At 67.6% G+C, this 20,966-nt stretch carries 19 protein-coding genes and 2 pseudogenes; 10 read left to right on the top strand and 11 right to left on the bottom strand.

The genetic code is table 11. The features are described from left to right. Positions 1–567, bottom strand: a complete 567-nt coding sequence (locus tag ACPRTJ_RS25155; protein ID WP_043863946.1) for a GNAT family N-acetyltransferase — start codon at positions 565–567, stop codon at positions 1–3. Between the two features lie 131 nt (positions 568–698). Here ACPRTJ_RS25155 and ACPRTJ_RS25150 point away from each other — a divergent pair, with 131 nt between their 5' ends. Then, positions 699–1,235: a hypothetical protein gene (locus ACPRTJ_RS25150; protein WP_043860251.1), complete on the top strand. Its 537-nt coding sequence runs from the start codon at positions 699–701 to the stop codon at positions 1,233–1,235. A 58-nt stretch (positions 1,236–1,293) separates the two neighbouring features. After that, a complete protein-coding gene (locus ACPRTJ_RS25145) occupies positions 1,294–1,770 on the top strand; it encodes a GNAT family N-acetyltransferase (RefSeq protein WP_426427519.1) in 477 nt (158 codons plus the stop codon). Between the two features lie 19 nt (positions 1,771–1,789). Here the strand turns inward: ACPRTJ_RS25145 and ACPRTJ_RS25140 are convergent, their stop codons facing one another. The 3 genes from ACPRTJ_RS25140 to ACPRTJ_RS25130 form a co-directional block, all read right to left on the bottom strand. Further along, positions 1,790–2,134, bottom strand: a complete 345-nt coding sequence (locus ACPRTJ_RS25140) for a carboxymuconolactone decarboxylase family protein (RefSeq protein ID WP_078481264.1) — start codon at positions 2,132–2,134, stop codon at positions 1,790–1,792. Positions 2,135–2,317: 183 nt separating this feature from the next. Continuing rightward, positions 2,318–3,217, bottom strand: a complete 900-nt coding sequence (gene lpxO, locus ACPRTJ_RS25135) for a lipid A hydroxylase LpxO (protein WP_043860248.1) — start codon at positions 3,215–3,217, stop codon at positions 2,318–2,320. Between the two features lie 136 nt (positions 3,218–3,353). After that, positions 3,354–4,604, bottom strand: a complete 1,251-nt coding sequence (locus ACPRTJ_RS25130; protein ID WP_054914405.1) for a DUF1835 domain-containing protein — start codon at positions 4,602–4,604, stop codon at positions 3,354–3,356. Positions 4,605–4,862: 258 nt separating this feature from the next. Between ACPRTJ_RS25130 and ACPRTJ_RS25125 the strand changes: the two genes are divergently transcribed. The 8 genes and pseudogenes from ACPRTJ_RS25125 to mnmH all read left to right on the top strand — a co-directional run bounded on the left by ACPRTJ_RS25125 (position 4,863) and on the right by mnmH (position 12,172). After that, a complete protein-coding gene (locus ACPRTJ_RS25125; protein WP_043860246.1) occupies positions 4,863–5,306 on the top strand; it encodes a bifunctional diaminohydroxyphosphoribosylaminopyrimidine deaminase/5-amino-6-(5-phosphoribosylamino)uracil reductase RibD in 444 nt (147 codons plus the stop codon). 123 nt (positions 5,307–5,429) lie between these two features. Beyond that, the gene (locus ACPRTJ_RS25120; protein ID WP_426427516.1) at positions 5,430–6,068 is read left to right on the top strand and encodes a TetR/AcrR family transcriptional regulator; all 639 of its coding nucleotides are present in this window, start codon (positions 5,430–5,432) and stop codon (positions 6,066–6,068) included. A gap of 141 nt (positions 6,069–6,209) precedes the next feature. After that, positions 6,210–7,247 (top strand): annotated as a pseudogene (locus ACPRTJ_RS25115) (cache domain-containing protein); the annotation flags it as partial. Between the two features lie 135 nt (positions 7,248–7,382). Further along, a complete protein-coding gene (locus tag ACPRTJ_RS25110; RefSeq protein ID WP_370409269.1) occupies positions 7,383–8,150 on the top strand; it encodes a methyl-accepting chemotaxis protein in 768 nt (255 codons plus the stop codon). Positions 8,151–8,338: 188 nt separating this feature from the next. After that, positions 8,339–9,061, top strand: a pseudogene (locus ACPRTJ_RS25105) (MCP four helix bundle domain-containing protein); the annotation flags it as partial. 42 nt (positions 9,062–9,103) lie between these two features. Beyond that, a complete protein-coding gene (locus ACPRTJ_RS25100; RefSeq protein ID WP_370409268.1) occupies positions 9,104–9,967 on the top strand; it encodes a methyl-accepting chemotaxis protein in 864 nt (287 codons plus the stop codon). Between the two features lie 73 nt (positions 9,968–10,040). Continuing rightward, positions 10,041–11,075: a selenide, water dikinase SelD gene (selD, locus tag ACPRTJ_RS25095; RefSeq protein ID WP_043860242.1), complete on the top strand. Its 1,035-nt coding sequence runs from the start codon at positions 10,041–10,043 to the stop codon at positions 11,073–11,075. Beyond that, positions 11,075–12,172: a tRNA 2-selenouridine(34) synthase MnmH gene (mnmH, locus tag ACPRTJ_RS25090; RefSeq protein WP_229590157.1), complete on the top strand. Its 1,098-nt coding sequence runs from the start codon at positions 11,075–11,077 to the stop codon at positions 12,170–12,172. The genes selD and mnmH overlap by 1 nt, the downstream gene beginning before the upstream one ends. A gap of 39 nt (positions 12,173–12,211) precedes the next feature. On the opposite strand, the gene ACPRTJ_RS25085 is transcribed toward mnmH, so the two are convergent. From ACPRTJ_RS25085 to ACPRTJ_RS25055, 7 genes are all read right to left on the bottom strand, one after another. Continuing rightward, positions 12,212–13,264: a permease gene (locus ACPRTJ_RS25085; RefSeq protein WP_043860240.1), complete on the bottom strand. Its 1,053-nt coding sequence runs from the start codon at positions 13,262–13,264 to the stop codon at positions 12,212–12,214. A 57-nt stretch (positions 13,265–13,321) separates the two neighbouring features. Then, positions 13,322–14,401, bottom strand: coding sequence for a lipocalin-like domain-containing protein (locus ACPRTJ_RS25080; protein WP_054914410.1), 1,080 nt, complete (start codon positions 14,399–14,401; stop codon positions 13,322–13,324). After that, the gene (locus tag ACPRTJ_RS25075) at positions 14,391–16,847 is read right to left on the bottom strand and encodes an FtsX-like permease family protein (protein ID WP_426427514.1); all 2,457 of its coding nucleotides are present in this window, start codon (positions 16,845–16,847) and stop codon (positions 14,391–14,393) included. Before ACPRTJ_RS25075 ends, ACPRTJ_RS25080 begins: the two co-directional genes overlap by 11 nt. Beyond that, positions 16,844–17,500 carry an ABC transporter ATP-binding protein gene (locus tag ACPRTJ_RS25070; protein ID WP_123753248.1) on the bottom strand — a complete coding sequence of 219 codons (657 nt, stop codon included), beginning with the start codon at positions 17,498–17,500 and terminating at the stop codon, positions 16,844–16,846. Before ACPRTJ_RS25070 ends, ACPRTJ_RS25075 begins: the two co-directional genes overlap by 4 nt. A 189-nt stretch (positions 17,501–17,689) precedes the next feature. Next, entirely contained in the window at positions 17,690–18,736 is a 1,047-nt protein-coding gene (locus ACPRTJ_RS25065; protein WP_426427513.1) for a class I SAM-dependent methyltransferase, read from the bottom strand. A gap of 143 nt (positions 18,737–18,879) precedes the next feature. After that, complete coding sequence (locus tag ACPRTJ_RS25060; RefSeq protein ID WP_426427511.1) at positions 18,880–20,214, bottom strand: cation:proton antiporter; 1,335 nt, start codon at positions 20,212–20,214, stop codon at positions 18,880–18,882. An 87-nt stretch (positions 20,215–20,301) separates the two neighbouring features. Next, positions 20,302–20,964: a hypothetical protein gene (locus ACPRTJ_RS25055; RefSeq protein ID WP_426427509.1), complete on the bottom strand. Its 663-nt coding sequence runs from the start codon at positions 20,962–20,964 to the stop codon at positions 20,302–20,304. Positions 20,965–20,966: the final 2 nt, after the last annotated feature.

Raw genomic sequence — 20,966 nt, 5'->3', positions numbered from 1 at the left:
CTAGCGCCCGCGCTTGCGCGACACCACCGCCTCGATGTTCTTGCGCCCGATCAGCCTTGGCTGCTCGGGCGCAGTCATTTCACCCAGCCACTTGTACATCACCAGGCAGTCGACCAGGCCCAGGCGGGCATGCTGGTAGGCCCTGGGCAGGCGCCCGACGGTCTCGAAGCCCAGCGCGTGCCACAGCGCCACGGCCACCTCGTTGCTGGCCACCACCGAGTTGAACTGCATGGCCAGGAAGCCCTCGTTGCGTGCCAGGCGCTGGGAGTGCTCGCACATCAGCCGCGCCACGCCGCGCCCGCGGGCGGCCTCGGCGACCATGTAGCCGCAGTTGCTCACATGGCTGCCGGGGCCTGCGGCATTGGCCTTGAGGTAGTACGCGCCCAGCAACTGGCCCTCGTCCTCGACCACCAGCGTGTGCAGCGGCACCTCCAGCCACAGGTGCCGGGCCTGCTCCAGGCTCAGGTTCGGGTCGTAGGCGTAGGTCTCCCGCGCCGCGATCACGGCCTGGAAGGTGGGCCAGAAGCGGTCGAAATCGGCGGCGGTCATCGGGCGGATCTGCAGCATGGGAATCCTTGGCGGGCGAAGGGGGCGGGTGGGGCGCCATTCTAAGGGATTGCGCCCCGACCGGCGCAATCAACTGAACGCTGGCGCCGGGGTGGGCTCCAAATTCGACCACTGGTTGCGGATACCCAGACATGTCGAAAATCATCACCCAGCCCTTACCCGTGCAATCGAGCGACGAAGACGACCCGTTGCTGTTCGGCTCGCCCAAGGAGCGCCTGGACTTCTACCGGCGCGAGATCCAGTACGAAACCAGCCTGCTGTCCAACCGGACCAACGCCTACCTCACGGCGCAGTCGTTCCTGGTGATCGCCTTTGCCTCGTCGATGGCCAACCTCAACCCCGAATGGGGCAAGCTGTTCACCCTGGTGGTGCCGTGCCTGATGGCGCTGCTTGGCATCGTCAGTTCGCTCAACGCCTGGCCGGGCATACGCGCGGCCTACCTGATCATCGATCACTGGCACTTCAAACAGAGCAACCTGCTGCACAGCAAGCCGGCCATGGGCCTGGCCTACGACGAATCGCCGCTGTTCAACGAGCTGGAATCGAGCCACAAGGGCTTTTGCAAGTCGCTGCTGTTCTCCATGCGCACGCCCTGGCTGTTCATCGGCTTCTGGCTGCTGCTGGGCAGCTTCTGCCTGTACATCCAGTTCACCAACCCGGGTGGTTGAGGCCACCGTACAGGCCGGCTAGAGTGGCGGCTCATGCATTCACAGGGGAAGGGAACCCATGGAGTCGATCACCTTGCGCGCGGCCCGGGCCGGCGATGGGGCAGCGGTGTTTGCGGTGACGCACCAGTCGATCACGCAATTGGCGGGTGGGCGCTATTCGGATGAGCAGTTGCGCGGCTGGATGGGCCAGCGAACCCATGAGGATTACGAGCGTTCCATTGCCAAGGGCTCGATGGTGGTGGCATGTCAGGGTGAGACGGTGGTCGGTTTTGTCGATGCTGAACCTGGCGAAGTCACGCGCCTGTTCGTGCTGCAGCAGGCGGCCGGCCAGCAACTGGGCAGCCGCCTGCTGGAGGCGGGCCTGGCCAAGGCCCGGGCGCCGGGTGTGGAGGTGATCAAGATCGAGTCCACGCTCAATGCCGAGGGCTTCTATCAGCGTCACGGGTTTGTCGCCAAGGGGCGCGACTTCTTCTCCCACGGGGTGGGCGGCGACCCGATCGAGGTGGTGCTGATGGAGCGGCCTGCGCAGCCCTGAGCGCAGGCCCCAGGCCGGGTTACTCCCCGGCCTTGCCCACCGCATCCAGTGCGCGCGCCGAGTACACCAGGGCGGCGCCGGCGTTCATCGCCACGGCCACGCCCAGGGCCTCGGCGATTTCCTCACGGGTGGCGCCTTGCTTGACCGCCTGCGCCGAGTGCACCGCAATGCAGCCGTCGCAGCGGGTGGTCACCGCCACGGCCAGGGAGATCAGCTCGCGGGTCTTTGCGTCCAGGTGGTTGGTCTTGGCCCCGGCGCCGCTGGCGGTCATGTAGCCGTCGACCGTGCCGGGCGAGAGTTGCTTGAGGTCGCCGATACCGGCCATCAGCTGTTTGCGGTAGCCATCCCAGTCCATCATGCTCATCGTCTTCACCTTTTTGTGTTGCGACAAAATGAACAGTGAAGCTAGTTTTTTCGGCACTGGGGCGCCGTTGGTCGATGGTCGGGGTGGGGGCGTACTTTGGTAGGGGCCGTTTTGCCGCAAGGCCGGCCCCCACAGGCTCACGCGCCGCCGGCAGGAGCCGGCCTTGCCGGCGAAAGGGCCACCTCAGATATAGATGAACACCAGCAGCAACAGCGCCACCACCGCCCACTTCTCCAGGTAGTAGCGCAGCCGGTTGCGCTTCTTCAGCGCCTTGCCGCGCTCGCGGATCTTGTAGATGCGCGTGAACAGCCGGTTGATCCCGCCGGTCTTGTCGCCCGCATCGTTCGGCGCCGCAGCGGCGGCCATCACCTTGCGGCTGAACCAGCGGTTGAACGCCGTCGCCCAGCGGTACTTCAGCGGTCGCTCCACATCACAGAACAGGATGATGCGATTGTGCTCGGTGTGGTTGGCCGCGTAGTGGATGTAGGTTTCGTCGAACATCACCGCCTCGCCGTCGCGCCAGTGGTAGTTCTCGCCGTCGACGCAGATATAGCAGGCCTCGTCGTTGGGCGTGTCCAGCCCCAGGTGGTAGCGGTAGGAGCCGGCATACGGGTCACGATGGCGCACAAGTTTGGAGCCCGGCGGCAGGGTGGCGAACATCGCCGCCTTGACCGTGCCGATGCCCTGCAGCAGTTCGGTGGTGCGTGGGCACAGCTTCATGGCCGACGGGTGGCTTTCGCCGTACCACTTCAGGTAGAAGCGCTTCCAGCCGCTCTTGAAGAACGAGTTGAAGCCGACGTCGTCATGGCTCTGCGAACTCTTGATTTCGCCCACGTGCAGCAGTTGCTGGGCTTCGGCACGAATTTCCTGCCAGTTGTCCTGCAGCGGCTTGAGCTCGGGGAAGGCCTCCACCGGCAGGTAAGGCTTGGCCGGCAGCCGGGAGAACAGGTAGAGGAACACGTTGATCGGGGCCAGGAAGCTGGAGTGATCGCCCAGCTGGCGGGTGAGCTTGTGCCGCACGCGCCCGCGCAGGTGCACGTAGGCGATGGAGAAGACAAACAGTAGAACAAGAAAGATTTTCATGGTCGATTAACAGGTCGATGTGGCTATGCGCCATGGCATGAGCAGGCCAGCATAAACAATCAACCGCGTGCTTTGTACATATTGTTACGTTTTGGGGTGCCGACCTTTGGCTAGGTCGGCGGTCGTTCGGCAGGCATCAGGACGGTTGGTGGCGCCACACCGGCTGGCCATGGGCATCAAGTGCCCAGTGCGCCAGCCCGGCCTGCAGGCGTACACCGCCTACCCAGCGTTCGGGGGCCGCCTGGTCCAGCCAGTAGGCGTCACCTGCCAGTACCCGCTGGCCCAGGGCCGTGAGGGTCAGGCTGCGTTGCGGCCAGGGCAGGTGAACGTCCGCTTCGAACAGCAACGGCGTGGGCGCATCGATCAGCGGGCGCATCAGCGCATGGAACATCTGGTCGCCCAGGTACGGCAGTGGCTCGCGCCTGCCCATGAGCTCTGCGAACACCCGGCCGAACGCCAGGCTGCCGGCTTCGGCGACGATGCCCAGGGCCAGGCGCTCGGTCAGCGACAGGCCGTCGGCCAGCCCCGGCAGTTCCTGCAACTGGCGCAGCAATGCCGGCGCCAGCAAGGGCAGTGCCGGGCTTGGCGCATGGGCCAGCTGCGCCCAGGCCAGTGGCGAGGGCGCGCAGTACGCCGCCCAGGCACGCCGGGCCAGCGCCAGCGCTGCCTCGTCCAGGCGCCGACGCTGGGGCCACAGCCAGGCCAGCAGGTCCGGCGCGAGCTGGCCGATGCCGATGAAACGCTGCACACCCGGCACCTGGCTGATCTCGATCAGTTCCAGGCACTCGGGCAACTGCTCGATGCCCGCCAGCACGCGGATCAGGAACAACTGGTCATAGGCATCCGCCTCGCACCACAGCACGGCGTGCGGGCACCCGTCGAGCTGCGCCAGGGCGGCGTACTCCTCGGCACTGCGCCGCGCCACGTCGGCTTCTGGCATGCCGAACACGCGGCTGATGTAATCGTTGCGCAGGGCGAGCAACGGTTGCGCCGGCAGTGCCGGTACCGGGCCCATGCACAGCGGGTCGATGAAGGTATGGAAGGCCCCCTTGAAACCGGCCAGGCGCAGGGTATGGGCGATGTCGTTGCCGCACCGCCAATGCACGCTGCGGGCTTCGTCGTCGGCTTCGAAGCCGGGGTTGCGTGCGGCAAAGTCGATGGCGTCGACATGCGCCTTGAGCCTTGGCCAGCTGGCAAAGCCCAGCTCCTGCGCGATCAGCCACTGCGCATCGGCCAGGCGTGGGGCGCGGCTGTGGGGCAGGGGCTTGAAGTGCGCCGGCGCAGTGCCGGCCAGCAGGTGCCTGAGCAGGGTCTTGGCGCGTTTGCGCTGGTGTTCGAGGTTGATTCTGCCGTCATGGCAGATGTGCGGGGGCAGGGCGGCGAGCATACGATCTCCTGGGTCGGGCCTTGTCCGCTTGCAGGCCGGGAGTCGTATCGACGAATGAGGCTGTTCTGTACCGGGGCGTGGCCCTTTGCGCGGACGGCAGGCGCGGAGAACGCCAGGGCGTGACTATAGCGAAGCCCGCCGGCAGCGACAACGGGCAACCGGCGTGAGCGCACGATGCGGGAGAAATCGTGCCCTCGCCGTGCAGCAGGAGTACCCTGTCGCCTTCGCTCATTCTGGAACCCACTGGGCAAGGACCTTATGCCGATACTCCCTTCCAACAGCGATTTCATGCAACTGGCCCTGATCGAGGGGCGCCGTGCCTTGCCGGCGTGCCGGCCCAACCCGCCGGTGGGCTGCGTGATGGTCCGCGATCACCAGGTGATCAGCCAGGGCCACACCCAGCCGCCGGGGCAGCCCCATGCCGAGGCCATGGCGTTGGCGAAATTGCCGGAAGGGGGCCGGGGTGTGACAGCGTATGTGACCCTGGAGCCTTGTTCGTTCCAGGGGCGCACCCCGTCGTGTGCCCTGGCGTTGATCGACAAGGGGGTGGAGCGGGTGTTCGTCGGCATGCTCGACCCGGACCCGCGCAATGCCGGGGCCGGGGTTCGCCTGTTGCGCCAGGCCGGTGTCGAGGTGATCGTCGGGCTGCTGGCCGAAGAGGTCTCCAGGGACCTGCGCACCTACCTGCTGGCCGAGGCCTGAGGCGCCCCACCCATTCCAGCCGCCGGCCTTGCCGGCGAAGGCGCGCCCGCAACCTGGCATGCATAGCCTCATCGCTATGTATTTTTGTATATTGCGAGGGTCTTTCCCCGAAGTGCCATCGCCATGTCCAGCATTCGTCAACGCAACCAGCAGCTGATTCTCGAGGCCGCCAGCGAGGAATTCGCCAGCAAAGGCTACAACGCCGCCCAGACCCGCGACATCGCGGCCCGCGCCGGCGTGCCCAAGGCCAACCTGTACTACTACTTCCAGACCAAGGAAAACCTCTACACCCGGGTGCTGATGGCCTTTCTGGAACCCTTGCTCGCGGCCTCCGCCGTGTTGCGCGCCAGCGATGACCCGCAGGTGGCGCTGCCGGCCTACATCCAGGCGCGCATCCGCATCGTGCGTGACCACCCGTACACCTCCAACGTGTTCAGCAGCGAGCTGCTGCATGGGGCCAAGCAACTGCCCGGGGTGTGCCGCGACCTGCTGCGCGCCGAGGCGCAGCTCAACGTGCACTGCCTGAACAGCTGGATCAAACGCGGCCTGATCGCCCCGGTCGACCCGCAACACCTGATGCTGTTCATCTGGTCGGCCACCCGCACCTACACCAATTTCGGCTGGCGCATGGCCCAGCTCACGGGCGTGCATGCGCCCCAGGGCGACGACTACGCGCTGGCGGCCGCCACCATCACCCGCCTGGTGCTGCAGGGCGCCACGCCTGGCATGCCGGCGCCGCGCCCCATGTGGCCGACCAACTAGAAACAATCCTGCTTTTTTTTGTACACGAAACTGTATTAAAGATTTTCACCTCCCCAGCCGAAACAGCGGTGATAGCAAATTGCCAGAACTCACGCTGCACGGGTGACTGGCGCCTCATGCCCGGGGAGGGTGAAGCGCGCGATGAATATAAAAAACAAGCTGGTCCTTGCGTTTGTACTGGTGGCTTTCATCCCGGTGACGGTGGTCGCGGTGGTCAGCGTGATGAACATCCGCACCCAGGCGGTTGAACAGTTCATCGATGGCAGCACCCGGGAAATACGCCAGATCGACGGCAACATGCGCCAGTTCTTCGACGGGATGCAGCAGAACGTCGATCAGATGTCGGCCGATCCTGTATACAGCGCTGTGCAGACGCTCAAGGACTACCGCGCTGCCAACGCCGCCAGCCAGCCCCTGCCAGCGCCGGCCCAGGGGGTGATCGATGCCTTTGCACGCTTTGGCGCCACCCACCCGGCGGCGGCCATCCTGTCCATCGGCCTGGAAGACGGCACCTACGCCAAGTGGCCGGATGACCCGCAACTGGCCAACTACGACCCGCGCCAGCGCCCCTGGTACAAGGCCGCGATGGCCAGCCCCGGCAAGACCGTGCGCACCCCGGCCTACTACTACGACAAGGACGACGTGGCCCTGGTGGGCACCGCCCGGGCCATGCTCGACGGCGCCGGCAAGCCCCGCGGCGTGTTCGTGGTCAGCGTCTCGCTGAAGAACCTCACCGAACTGGTCAAGAGCATCAAGCTGGGTCAAAGCGGCTACGTGATGCTGATCGAGGACGGTGTGGTGCTGGTCGACCCGCGCGACGACGGGCACAGCTTCAAGCCGCTCAAGGACCTGGGCGAGCCCTACGCCAGGCTCGCGGCCACCGAACAGGGGGCTGCCGACGTCGAGATCGACGGGGTTCGCTACATGGCCAACGTATGGACCTCCCCAGGCCTGGGCTGGCGCTTCGTGGGCCTGATCGAGCAGCGCGAAGTGATGGGCGCCGCCACGCGCATGACCTACCTGGCCGGGATCATCGTGGTGGTGCTGGCGATCTTCTTCGCGCTGATCGGCGCCGCGTTCGCCCGGGTGATCGTCAAGCCCATCGGCCAGGTCAGCACGGGCCTGCAGTCGATCGCCGAGGGCGAGGGCGACCTGCGCCGCGACCTGGTTGTGCAGGGCAAGGACGAAACCGCCGAGCTGGCCGGCTGGTTCAACCGGTTTCTGGCGGCCATCCGCCAGTTGATCCAGCGCATCGGCGCAGCCTCCACCAACCTGCACGACGCCTCGCAGGTCAACAGCGAGGTGGCCACCAACATGAACCAGGCGGCCGGGCGCCAGCGTGAAGCGGTGGAGCTGGTTTCCACCGCATTCAACGAAATGGTCGCCACCGCCAACGAGGTGGCCCGCTCGTGCAGCAACGCCGCCGATTCCGCCGAAAGCGGGCATCGCCGGGTGGCCGAAGGCAAGCAGCAGATCGAGCTGACCACCGAGAACGTCAACCGCCTGGGCAACCGCCTGAGCGAGTCGTCCCAGGCCATGGTCGAGCTGGAGGAGGGCAGCCGCAGCATCAACCAGATCCTGGGCACCATTCGCGCCATCGCCGAGCAGACCAACCTGCTGGCGCTCAATGCCGCCATCGAGGCCGCTCGCGCCGGGGACCAGGGCCGCGGCTTTGCCGTGGTGGCGGACGAGGTGCGCGCGCTGGCCAAGCGCACCGCCGACTCCACCGGCGAAATCGACCAGTTGCTCGGTACCCTCGCCAGCAAGACCCAGGAGGTATCGCAGAAGATGCAAAGCTGCCAGGACCTGTCCCGGGCCAGTGTCACCTCCATCGAAAGCGCGCGCGACAGCTTCGAGGGCATCCAGCTGTCGGTCAACGAGATCCGCGACCAGAACCTGCAGATCTCGGCCGCCGCCGAGGAGCAGCACAGCGTGGCCGAAGAGATCAACCGGCATATCCAGCAGATCTACGACGAAGCGCGCCTGGTCGAAAGCCTGGCCAGCTCGGCGCAGGAGGACTCCGGACGGCTGTCCACGCTGTCGGCCGAATTGAACGCCCTGGTGGGCCGCTTCAAGTCCTGACCACCGACAACGTTACAATTAATGTCAATGTGATATCATGGCTTCACTGCCGCCGAGTGATCCCGCCGGCAGTGGAGCAAGCACTCATAAAGAACACTGCCCTCCCGCTTCACCGCCTTGCCTGCAGAACCTGACCGCGCCGCCTGTCCCGGCGCGGGTTGTACTTTTGCAGCCACAAGGAACACCCCATGCTTCTGCGCTCCCTCAACATTTCCCTGCGTGCCGGCCTCAGCTTCGCGCTGATTGCCCTGCTGGCGATGGCCCTTGGCGGCCTGTCGCTGCTGGAAATGCGTCGAATGAACGAACAGTCCAACCAGGTCGACCAGAACTGGCTGCCCTCGATTGTCGCGGCCAACGGCGTAGCGCTGACCAGCACCCAGATCCGCACCCTGACCCTGCGCCTGCTGGTACTGCGCGACGGCGACGACCTGCAGGACCTGATCACGCGTCTGCACCAGCTCGAAGCGCAGCTGGACACCCAGGAGGCGACCTATGCCGGGCTGATCACCCTGGCGCAGGAACAGGCCGCGTTCGCCCGCTACCAGCAGGCCAAGACGCGCTACCTTGCCGATCAGCACAAGGTCGTCCAATTACTGCAGCAGGGGCGCAAGGACGACGCCATCGCGCTGGTGGACGCCGGCCCGTACCTGACCAATGCCGACGGCATGCTCACCGACCTGCTCGAAATCATTGCGCTCAACGACAAGGGCGGGGAGCAGGCGGCCCGACGCAGCACCGAGGTATTCCATGGCGCCATCAGCCTGGTGCTGGCGATTCTGGCCGTGGTGCTGGCTTTGACCGTGGCGCTGGCAGTGCTGCTCACGCGCAGCATCGTGCGCCCGCTGGGCGAAGCCGTGGGCATTGCCCAGACCATCGCCGGTGGCGACCTGTGCGACGAGATCAGCATCAGCGGCAAGGATGAGCCGGCGCGTCTGCTGCTGGCGCTGCGCGACATGCAGGGCAGCTTGCGCGGCACGCTGCAGAAAATCGCCAGTTCCTCCAGCCAGCTGGCCTCGGCCGCCGAAGAGCTGCAGGCTGCCACCGACGACTCCAATCGCGCGCTGCAGCAGCAGAACGACGAAGTGGAGCAGGCGGCCACGGCGGTGAACGAGATGACGGCGGCCGTGGAGGAGGTGGCCCGCAACGCCGTGAGCACCTCCGAGGCTTCGCGCCAGACCGACGAGACCGCCCACCACGGCCGCGAGCAGGTGCAGCGCACCGTCGACTCCATCGGCCAGCTCACCGACGACGTGACCCACACCTGCGAGCAGGTCGAGCACCTGGCGGGCGATGTACGCAACATCGGCCAGGTGCTGGAAGTGATCCGCGCGATTGCCGAACAGACCAACCTGCTGGCCCTCAACGCCGCCATCGAGGCGGCCCGGGCCGGGGATGCCGGGCGCGGCTTCGCCGTGGTGGCCGACGAGGTTCGGGCGCTGGCGCACCGCACCCAGCAGTCCACCCAGGAGATCGAGACCATGATCGGGACCATCGAGCAGGGCACCGGCACGGCGGTCACGGCAATGCGCAACAGCAACCAGCGCGCCCACGCCACCCTGGAAGTGGCGCAGCTGTGCGGTCACGCCCTGGACGAGATCACCCAGGCCATCACCGGCATCAACGAGCGCAACCTGGTGATCGCCAGCGCCAGTGAGGAGCAGGCCCAGGTGGCCCGCGAGGTGGACCGCAACCTGGTCAACATCCGTGACCTGTCGATCCAGACCGCGGCCGGTGCACGCCAGAGCAATGCCGCCAGCCAGGCGCTGGCAGGCCTTGCGGTCGACCTCAACCTGCTGGTGACCCAGTTCAAGGTCTAGCAGTAGCCACCATCACGTAGCGCCCCCGGGTCCCCTGCCTTAGACTCAGGGGCTTGAACCCGGGGGACAACCGATGAACGAACCAGTACGCCTTACCCAGTACAGCCACGGCGCCGGCTGTGGCTGCAAGATTTCACCCAAGGTGCTCGAGGTGATCCTCGCCGGCAGCGGCGCGCAGAACCTCGACCCGCGCCTGTGGGTGGGCAACGCCTCGCGCGACGACGCGGCGGTGTATGCCATCGATGACGAGCGCGGCGTGGTCTCGACCACCGACTTCTTCATGCCCATCGTCGACGACCCCTTCGATTTCGGCCGCATTGCGGCCACCAACGCCATCAGCGACATCTACGCCATGGGCGGCGACCCGCTGATGGCCATCGCCATCCTGGGCTGGCCGGTCAACGTGCTGGCCCCGGAGATCGCCCGCGAGGTGATCCGCGGCGGGCGCGCGGTGTGCGATGCGGCCGGCATTCCCCTGGCCGGCGGGCATTCGATCGACGCCCCCGAGCCGATCTTCGGCCTGGCGGTCACCGGCATCGTCGACAAGCGCCACATCAAGCGCAACGACACCGCGACCGTCGGCTGCCAGCTGTACCTGACCAAGCCGCTGGGCATCGGCGTGCTCACCACGGCGGAGAAGAAGGGCCTGCTGCGCGCCGAAGACGTGGGGCTGGCGCGTGACCAGATGTGCACCCTCAACCGTATCGGCAGCCAGATCGCGCGCCTGGAGGGGGTCAAGGCCATGACCGACGTCACCGGCTTCGGCCTGCTCGGGCACCTGGTGGAAATGGCCGATGGCAGCGGTGTGACCGCGCGCCTGGAAGCGGCGCAGGTCCCGCGCCTGGCCAGTGTCGAGCATTACATCGAGCAGGGTTGCGTACCCGGTGGCACGCTGCGCAACTTCGACAGCTATGGCGAGCGCATCGGCCCGTTGAGCGAGGCGCACAAGCTGCTGTTGTGCGACCCGCAGACCAGTGGCGGGCTGCTGGTGGCGGTGGCACCCGAAGGGCAGGCGGCGTTTCTCGAGCTGACGCAGGCACAGGGCCTGGCGCTGACGCCGATCGGCACGCTGGTGGCGCGCGGCACCCATGCGGTCGAGGTGTGTTGATGCACGACGACTGCACCGACTACCGTTCGATCTTTCTCGACGATGTGCCCCTGATGGATGTGCGCGCACCGGTCGAGTTCGACAAGGGCGCGTTCACCCACGCCAGCAATCTGCCGTTGATGAACGACGACGAGCGCCAGCAGGTGGGCACCTGCTACAAGCAGCATGGCCAGCAGGCGGCAATGGTGCTCGGGCACCAGCTGGTGTCCGGGGCGCTGCGCCAGGCCCGTATCCAGGCCTGGGCGCAGTTCGCCCGAGCCAACCCCGATGGCCTGCTGTACTGCTTTCGCGGTGGCCTGCGTTCGCAGATCACCCAGCAGTGGCTGCGCGATGAGGCCGGTATCCGCTACCGGCGCGTACGCGGGGGCTACAAGGCCTTGCGCACGTTTCTGCTGGAGGTTGGCGACCAGGCCGTGGCGCAGTGCGATTTCGTGCTGCTGGGCGGCATGACCGGCACCGGCAAGACCGAGGCGCTGGCGCAGCTGGACAATGCGCTGGACCTGGAGCGGCACGCCAACCACCGTGGCTCCAGCTTCGGCCGGCATGCCACTGCGCAGCCGGCGCAGATCGGTTTTGAAAACACCCTGGCGGTGGACCTGCTGAAAAAGCGCAACGCCGGCATCGAGCAGTTCGTGCTCGAGGACGAGGGGCGCATGATCGGCAGCCGCGCGGTGCCGCTGGGCCTGTACCGGCGCATGCAGCAGGCGCCGCTGGTGTGGCTCGAAGACAGCCTGGAATGCCGCGTGCAACGAATCCTGCAGGACTATGTGATCGACCTGTGCGCCGAGTTCGTGCTGGCCCACGGGCCGGAGCAGGGCTTCGAACACTTTGCCGGGCGGCTGCGCGAGAGCCTGTCGGGCATTGTCCGGCGCCTGGGTGGCGAGCGTTACCAGCGCCTGGCGGCGGCGATGGACGCGGCGTTGCAGGTGCAGCGTGCGAGCGGCGCGGTGGAGCTGCACCGTGCGTGGATCGAGGGCCTGCTGAGCGAGTACTACGACCCGATGTACGCCTACCAGCGCGATGCCAAGGCGGCGCGCATCGAGTTCGCCGGCGATCGGGCCGCGGTGCTGGCCTACCTGCGCGAAAGGCGGCTGTAGGCACCTGTGCCGGTGCTGTGGGGGCGGTGCACGCCGGCCCTAGAGCACCAGCAGCGCAACCAGCCCGCTGAGCACCCCCACCAGCATCGTCAGCAGCGCAACCCACACCAGCACCCGCGTATCGAAGGAGGTGCGCAGCATCAGCAGTGACGGCAGGCTCACGCTGGGCAAGGTCATCAGCAATGCCACCGCCGGCGCGGTGCCCAGCCCCAGGGCCATCAGCGTCTGCACGATCGGGATTTCCGCCGCCGTCGGGATCACGAACAGCGTGCCGACCACCGCCAGCGGTACCAGCCACACCAGCCCTGAACCCATGCCGCCCTCGACATGCGGAAACAGCCATACCCGCGCCGCGCCCAGTACCAGCACGGCCAGCACATAGATCGGGATGGTGGTCCAGAACAGCTGCCACAGGGTTTTCATCCAGCGTGCCAGCAGGCTGCCGGGCACCGGGGTACTGGCCACATTGGCCGCGTCCACCGCGGGTTCGGGCAGTACGTCCGGGCGCGAGATGCGCTGGGCGAACAGCGACACCCCCACCACCAGCACCACACCCGCCACCAGGCGCAGGGCACTGAACTCCCAGCCCAGCACGAAGCCCATGAACACCAGCGTGGCCGGGTTGAGCACCGGGTTGGCGATCCAGAACGCCAGCGCCGCGCCTACCGACACATTCTGCCGACGCAGCCCGGCAGCCACCGGTGCCGCGCAGCAACTGCACATCATGCCCGGCAGGGCGAACAGGCCGCCACGCAGGGTCGAGCCCAGCCCGGCCTTGCCGAACAGGCGCAGCAGCCAGTCCCGCGGTATCAGCACCTGAACCAGCGAGCCGAGGATCACCGCCAGCACCGCCGCCTTCCAGATGGCCAGGAAATACACCTGGGCATACGCCAGCGCTGCCGTCAGCGGTGCGTACTGGTGATCGTCCAGGATCGAGGCGCCGATGCTGTGGCTGTCGGCGGCAACAAACGACTTGGCGTAGTAGGGCGACCATTTCACGTAGTACAGGCCGATGGCGGCCACCAGCAGGAACGCCAGCGGTTTGCACCACTGCGTCCAGCCACGGGGGGCGGAAGTAGACAGGCCAGGCATGGTGCAACTCCAGGCATGGGGGCGTTCAGGCAAGAATAGCCGCTGCGTCGGTGGCGCTCAGCGCGAGTAGCCGGTCATTTCCAGGTAGCCACGCCCGGCCGTGCTGCCCTGTACCTTCACCGGGCCTTCCCAGTAGGGAAAGCGGGTGCCCATCCAGGCCTGCGGCACCAGGGCGTCGACCTCGATGTCCAGCTGCCGGTCGGGCACCTGCACCCGCCAGCGCGTGGGCACCTGCGGGCCGTCGACCAGTTGGGTGCGGGCCAGCGGCTCAAGCACGATCTGCGCACCGTTGAGCGCGGTGCTGCTGCCGTCGGCGGCAATCCAGGTGCCTGCCCGGTACGGTTGTGCATCGGCCTGACGGACCTGGAACAGCATCAGCCGCGTGCCGTTGTCCAGGTGCAGCGAAAACCAGTCCCAACCATGCTGGTCGGGGGCCAGCGGCTGGCTGCTCCATTCGCGGTCGAGCCAGGCGTTGCCGGTCACCTCGACGCGCCGGCCCTCGTGCTGTACTTCACCGCGCACTGCATAGAACGGCTGGCTGTAGTAATACGACGCCTGGCCCTGGCCGGACTTCTCGCTGTAGCCCTGATCGCCCTGCAGCACCAGGGGCTGCTGGCTGCTCAGTTGCAGGTCGTAGCTGAAGCCGTTGCCGCCTGCGCGCATCTGCAACTGCTCGATGCCTTGGCCGCCCACCGCCTGCAGCGACCAGTCGTCGATCCAGGCCTTGAACGGTTGCGCCTGCACGTCCGCCTGGCCGACACCGCCACGCGCCAGCGTTTCACTGAACTGATGGCCAAACGGCCCGCTCAACGCCGCGTGCCCCAGCCATACGGCGGGGCTGGCCCAGCCCGGCTGTTCGGCGCCGGGGCGCAGCGCCGAACGGAACAGGGTCCATTGCGCACCCCAGTCGCGGCCCTGTGCATCGCGCAGGTTGGCGGTCACGTACCACCATTCGATGCGATACCCCGCATGCGCGCCGTGGTCACGCGGGAACTGCAACGGTTGGCCGCGCACCACCGGGGCAAAGGCTGCAGCGTCCTGGCCCAGGCCGGCAAAACCGGCGGGTGGCGGTGGCGAGGGGTCGCAGGCGCCCAGCAGCAGGCACAGCAGCAGGACGCCCCACTGTCTAGGTTCCATCGGCGTAGTGCCTCAGCAGTTCGGCGGGCTGGCGGCGGGCCAGTTGCCACAGGGGGCCGGCGGCGGCGAGCAGGGCGGTGAACAGGCCCAGCAGCGCCAGTTGCAGCAGCTGGCCAGGGAACACCTGCAACGGCAGGCGCCAGCCGAACGCCTGCACGTTGACCACCGCCACCAGGCACCAGGCCAGCAGCAGGCCCAGGGGAATTGCCAGCAGCACGGTCAGGCTGGCCAGCAGCAGCGTCTGCCCCAGCGACAGCCAGGCCAGGTGCTGGCGCCTGACGCCCAGTGCCCATAGCGGCGCCAACTGGCCGAGCCGGCTCTGGCCCAGGGTCAAAAGGCTGATCAACAGGGCCACGCCGGCCACGCCCAGGGTCAGGCTGTTGAGTGCGGCGGTGGCGGCGAAGGTGCGCTCGAACACCTCCACCGACCAGCGCCTTAGGGTGCGCTGGTCCACCAGCCGGGTGCCGTCCAGCGCATAGCGTTGCTGCAGCGCGGCCTTGAGCGTCGCCACCTGCTCGCCCGCCACGCGCAGGTTGAGGGTGTTGAGCGTGGCCTCGGGCCAGGTGCGCCGCAGCCAGTCGGCGTTCACCAGCACCTGCCCGCGCGGGTTGCCGTAGTCGGCGTATACGGCCACCACGTCAAGGGGCGCAGCGCCGGGCAAGCTCAGGCGGTCGCCCAGGCCCAGCGCCAGGCGCCGTGCCAACTGTTCGCTGAGCATCGCCCCGGCGCCGCTGGCCAACTGGCGCCACGCCTCGCTGCGCTGTTCGAGCAGCGGCCAGTGCTGCGCGTAGGCCGGGTGGTCGATCACCCCCTGCACCTGCACCGGGGCGCCGCCTACGCGCACCTCGGTGCGCCACTGCGCGAGCACGGCGCGCACCCCTGGCTGGGTGGGTAGCCAGGCCGCGATGACCAGGCCCTGGGCGGTGTCATGCGGGGTCACGTACAGCTCGGCCGACAGCCGTTGATCGAGCCAGCCCAGAAAGGTCTGGCGGAACCCGGACGTCATGCTGCCCACCCCGACGCTGGCGGCCAGCGCCAGCAGCAACGCCATCAGCGCCAGTGCCAGGGCCGGCAGTTGCTGGCGGCTGTCGGCCACGAACCACTGCGCCAGCGGCCGGTGGCACAGCCGCTGCAACAGCGCCAGGGCGCCATCGAGAAGCAGTGGCAGCATCAGCGCGGCGCCCAGCAGCAAGGCGGCCAGCAGGGTGAAGGCCGCCGGCAGGCTCGCGCCCCAGCGCCAGCACCCCAGGGCCACGGCCAGCAGCAGTAGCGCCAGCAGTGCCTGGCGCCGCAGCCAGCGCACCTGCGCCTGGCGCCAGGCCTGGGGCTGTGCCAGCGCCAGCAGCGGCAGGCGCGCGGCGCGCAGCAGGCTGCCGGCACCGGCCAGTGCTGCCCCGAACAGGCTGATGGCCAGCCCGCTCAGCCACCAGTGCAGCGGCAGGCTCAGGTGCCCGGCCACCTGGGCGCCATACAGGCCGCGCAGGCTGGCGGCCATGTCACCCAGCAGCAGGCTGGCCAGCAGGTAACCGCAGGCCACCCCGGCCAGCCCGGCCAGCAGCGCGAACAGCCCCAGTTCGATGGCCAGGGCAGTCACCAGCGCACGCACACTCACGCCGCAGGCACGCAGGGTGCGCAACAGGCTGCGGCGCTGCTCCAGGGCCAGGCCGATGGCCGCATGCACGATGAACAGCCCCACCAGGAAGGCCAGCAGGCCCAGCGCAGTGAGGTTGAGGTGAAAGCTTTCGGTCAGCCGTTGCAGGTCGTCGGTGTCGCTGGCGGCCTGCACCACCAGTAGCTCGTTCAGGCCCTCGGGCAGCGCGGGCGGGGTGTAGCCGGCGGGTATCAGCAGTCGCGAGAGCTGTTGCGGTGCCTGCAGCAGGCGTTGGGCCTGGCCGATGTCGACCACCATTACCCCCGGGGCCAGCTGCGCCTGTACCTGCAACGGCGGCAGACGCTGGCCGTCGCCGCTCAGCGGTTCGGCACCGGGCGCCAGGCCAAGGCGCTGCAGGGTGTCGGGTGCGATCCATGCCTGGCCTGGGGGGCCAATGAAGGCGGCGGGGTCGATGCGTTGGGCGGCCTGGCCGGCGATGGCGCTGCCGGGTGGCAGGCTCAGCGGCTCGATGCCCAGCAGCTTCACGCTGACCGGTTCGGCGCCGGCAAAGCGCAGGCGGCCTTCGAGCACCGGCGACACCGGCCAGCCGGCCCGGCGCAGTTGAATGTAGGCGTGCTGGTCGAAGCGTTCGCCGTGGCGCGGGCTCACCTGCGCCTGCGCTGCGCCGGTCAGCAGCGCGTTGGCCCGCGCGTAGTCGGCGCGGGCCTGCTGGTTGAGCGCCTGGACCCCGGCCCACAGGGTGGTGGCCAGCCACAGCCCGGTGAGGATGCTGGCGCATTGCAGGGGGTGGCGCCGCCAGTGGCTGAGCAGCGTCTGCAGGCACAGGCCGATCATGCGCTTACCCGGCCCAGGTGCAGGGTCAGGCGCTGGTGCAGGCGGGTGGCCAGGTGGGCGCTGTGGGTGACCATCAGCAGGCTGCTGTTGCTTGCCCCGACCAGCTCCAGCAGCAGGTCGAGCACGTTTTCGCTGCTGGCTTCGTCGAGGCTGCCGGTGGGTTCGTCGGCCAGCACCAGCGCGGGGCGCGAGGCCAGTGCGCGGCCGATTGCCAGGCGTTGCTGCTGCCCGCCGGAGAGTTGCTCGGGGTAGCGTTGCAGCAGCGGCGCCAGGCCCAGGCGCTCGGCCAGGTGGGTGACCCAGGCCGGGTCATGACGGCCGGCCAGGCGCGCCTGAAAGGCCAGGTTGGCGGCCACGTCCAGGCTGCTGATCAGGTTGTATTGCTGGAACACCAGGCCGATGCCTTGTCGGCGCCAGTGGGCGAGCCCGGCTTCGGTGCGGGTGTGTAGCGGTTGGCCGTCGAACAGAATGCGCCCGCTGTCGGGGCGTTCGAGGCCGGCTATCAGGTGCAGCAGCGTGCTCTTGCCGCTGCCGGACTCGCCCATCAGCGCCAGGCTGGTGGCGGCGGGCAGGTGCAGATCGACACCGCGCAGCACCGGCAGGGTGCCTTGGGCGGTGGTGAAGGTCTTGTGCAGGTTTTCGACGATGAGCATGGGTGAAGGGTAGGCCAGGTTGGGGCAGGTGGGTACATCGGGTTGTGCCATGGCGATCCTGCAGCCCAGGGTGGTTTTAAAAATGCAGGAGCCGGCCTTGCCGGCTCCCACATTGGTTGCAACGCACCCTGGCCTGCAGGATCGCAGTTGTCAGCCCTGGTGGCTCGACACCCGATTGCCGCGTCGCCTCTACTTGCGCGCCTCCAGTATCAGGTTGAACGGCGTCTCGCACGCCCGGCGCATGTGGCTGAACCCCGCCGCTTCAAGCACACCCCGAATGCGCGCCTCACCCGCCTGCGCGCCAAGCCCCAAACCCACCTCCTGCGACAGTGAATTGGGCGTGCACAGAAACGTCGATACCGCATAGAACAAACGCCCCACCGGGTTGAGGTTGTCGTCCAGCCGATCATTCGAAAACGGCTCCACCAGCAACAGCGTGCCCCCCGGCTTGAGTGCCTGCCAGGCATGCCGGGCCGCACCCACCGGGTCGCCCAGGTCATGCAGGCAGTCGAAGAAGCACACCAGGTCATAATCGCGGCCAGGGTAGTCCTTGGCGCTGGCCTGGGTGAAGCGCACCCGTTCGGTCAGGCCGCTGTCCCTGGCCCGTTGACCGGCAGTGGCCACCGAGGGCGCGTGGTAGTCGATGCCGTCGAAATGCGAAGCCGCAAAGGCCTCGGCCATGAGCAGCGTCGAGGTGCCAAGACCACACCCGATGTCTGCCACCCGGGCCCCGGCGTGCAACTTGTCCACCACACCCTCCAGTGCCGGCAGCCAGCTGCCGACCAAGTGGTTGCGGTAGCCAGGCCGGAACAGGCGCTCGACGCCACCGAACATGCACGCATGATGGTCGCCCCATGCCAGGCCACCGTCGCCGCGCATCGCCGCCACCAGCTTGTCCTTGTCGAGCACCATCGAGGCGATGGCCTGGGTGCCGCCAGCAATGTAGGTGGCGGAGTCCTCATGGGCCAGGGCCTGGGCCTGCTGCTCGTCAAGGCTGAAATGTTCGTCGTTGTGCTGCATGTAGCCAGAGGCGGCATGGGCGTTGAGCCATTCGCGAAGCAGGCGGGCATTGCAGCCAGTGCGTGTGGCCAGGGTCTGGGCGGTCACCGGCTGGCCGTCGGCCATGGCCCGGTACAGGCCCAGTTCTTCGCCGAGCATGATGTTGGGCAACATCGCGGCAGCGCCGAGGTCGTTGATAAGGGTATGGATGAAAGGGGTCGATGCAGGTTTGCTCATTGCCACTACTCCGTTAGTTGGCTTCCTTGAACGCGTAGATAACGTCGCCTATCTGCAGCCATCTGTCCTTGATGGGCAGCCTTTGACTCTAGTTCAGGGGGGCAGCAGGTCAAGTGCGAAGGGTATTTCGCCAGCAGGGGCGGTCAGCCGCGCCGCCCGTAGTAGTTCAGCATCGGTTGCGTGCTCAGGCCATGCACCACAATGCTCAACGCCACCACCGACAGCGTGATGTTCAGGCACTGCGCCGAAAGCGTGCCGCCCAGGCCGTGGCTCAGGGCGTAGAACAGGTAGAACAGGCTGCCGATGCCACGAATGCCGAACCAGCCGACCATCAGCCGCTGGCGCAGGTCGAGCAGGCTGCCCCAAGGCATCAGCAACACGCTCAACGGGCGCACCACGCAGAACAGCGCCAGGCCAAAGCCCAGTGCGCGCCAGTCCCAGTGGCTGGCCAGCGCCACGCCGAGCACGGTTACCAGGAACACTTCCATCACCCGCTCCACCAGGCTGCCGAAGGCAAGCATGTCGCCCATCATCACCCCGGCCGCCACCTGGGTGTCTTCGAGGTTGTCCAGGTCGCCATGCACCGCATTCTCCGGCGCGGCTTCCAGGTGCCCGGCCACCGGTTGCGCCAGGTGCTCGGACGGGGTCTGCGAACCGCCGGTAAAGCTCACCTCGGCCTTGCGCAGCCCCAGCCCGGCGGCAAACACCGCCAGAAACCCATAGGCGTGCAGGGTGTCGGCCACCACATACGCCAGTGCAATCAGCGCCAATGCCAGGTAGTCGTTGGGGGTGAGCGTGCTGTCGGCATGGCTGATGCGCAGGGTCAGGGTCAGGCGCCCCAGCAACTTGCCCATCCAGTAGCCCACCAGCAACCCCACCGGCATCGCCCACAGCAGGTCCCGCCACAACCAGGTGAACAGCGCCGAGCCGTCGACGGCCTGGCCCTGCACCAGCAGCAAGCCCAGCAGCACGAAGGGAAAGGCCACGCCGTCGTTGAGCCCGGCCTCGCCCGACAGGCCGAAGCGCAGCGGGTCGTGGTCCTGCGCATCGTTGACCTGCACCAGCGCTGCCAGCACCGGGTCGGTGGGCGCAAGGATGGCGCCGATCAGCAGGGCCGGCGCCCACGCCATGTCACCCAGGTAGTGCAGCACCACGCTGAAGCCACCGATGCTCAGCAGCATCACCGGGCCGGCCAGGCCGAATGCCACCCGCCAGACACGGCTGCGCAGCGGCAGGCGCAGCTTCAGGCCACTGATGAACAGCGAGAACAGCAACGCGACTTCGGTCAGGTGCTTGAGCCAGCCGGCGGCGTGGTCCAGGTCCAGGTGCAACAGGCCCAGCCCCAGCGGGCCGATGCCGATGCCCAGCAGCAGGCACACGGCGGAGGTGGTCACCGGCATCCAGCGCAGGTACGAGGAGGTCAGGGCCAGGATCAGCAACACGGCGCCGAACACGGCGATCCACAGGGTAAAACTCATCGAAGGCACCGTCGCATGGGGTCGGGCCAGCGCTGGCCCCTGAGCATTCGAGGGGCGCGGTGCGGCAGAGGTTCACTGCACGCAGCATCAGGGCGCCGGGCTGTCGACCTGCTGCAGGCTGAAGGTGCCGGTGAACGGGTTGCCCTGCAGCCTGTAGCACTGGCTGTGGTTCTTGCGCAGCCATGCAGTGCCCGCGTCGACCGGGCCGCAGTTGGAGGCGGGCATGGCATCGACGATCAGGGCGTACTCCAGGCCCTCGTCCAGCTGCTGCAGGGCAAACCCCGCACAACAGACCAGGGCCGCGGCAAAGAAGGGTTCGAACGTCGGCACTTTCTGCGCCGGGGCCGGGGCGGCGCCGGGGCGTAGTCTGCCAGCCACCCTGCGCAGCCACTGGGGCAACAGCAGGTAGACCCCCAGCAGCATCAGCGAGAACGGGATGGAATAGAGCGCCCCATATACCACCGCCGCGTTGTCCAGGTAGTCCACCTCGATGCCAAAGCGCGCATTGAGCGCCCGTTGCGCAGACAGCTTGCACAGGTACACCACGACCACGCTGTACAGCAACGACCCTGGCCAGTAGCTGAGAAAGGCGAAGAGGCGCGACAGGTTCAGCAGCGCATAGATGCCGCCGGCCGCCAGCCCGCCGACCAGTATCAGGTTCGCGCCGAGGCTCGGCGGCAGGCGCGCGAAGCCCCACAGCCCGGCCAGCAGCAACAGCAGCTTGAGGGTGTCGCGTACCGGTTTGCTCACGG

It is taken from the genome of Pseudomonas palmensis (assembly GCF_049942755.1).
Taxonomy (GTDB): domain Bacteria; phylum Pseudomonadota; class Gammaproteobacteria; order Pseudomonadales; family Pseudomonadaceae; genus Aquipseudomonas; species Aquipseudomonas palmensis.
The sequence above is the reverse complement of the archived record's forward strand: the minus strand, read 5'-3'. Positions and strand labels throughout refer to the sequence as shown.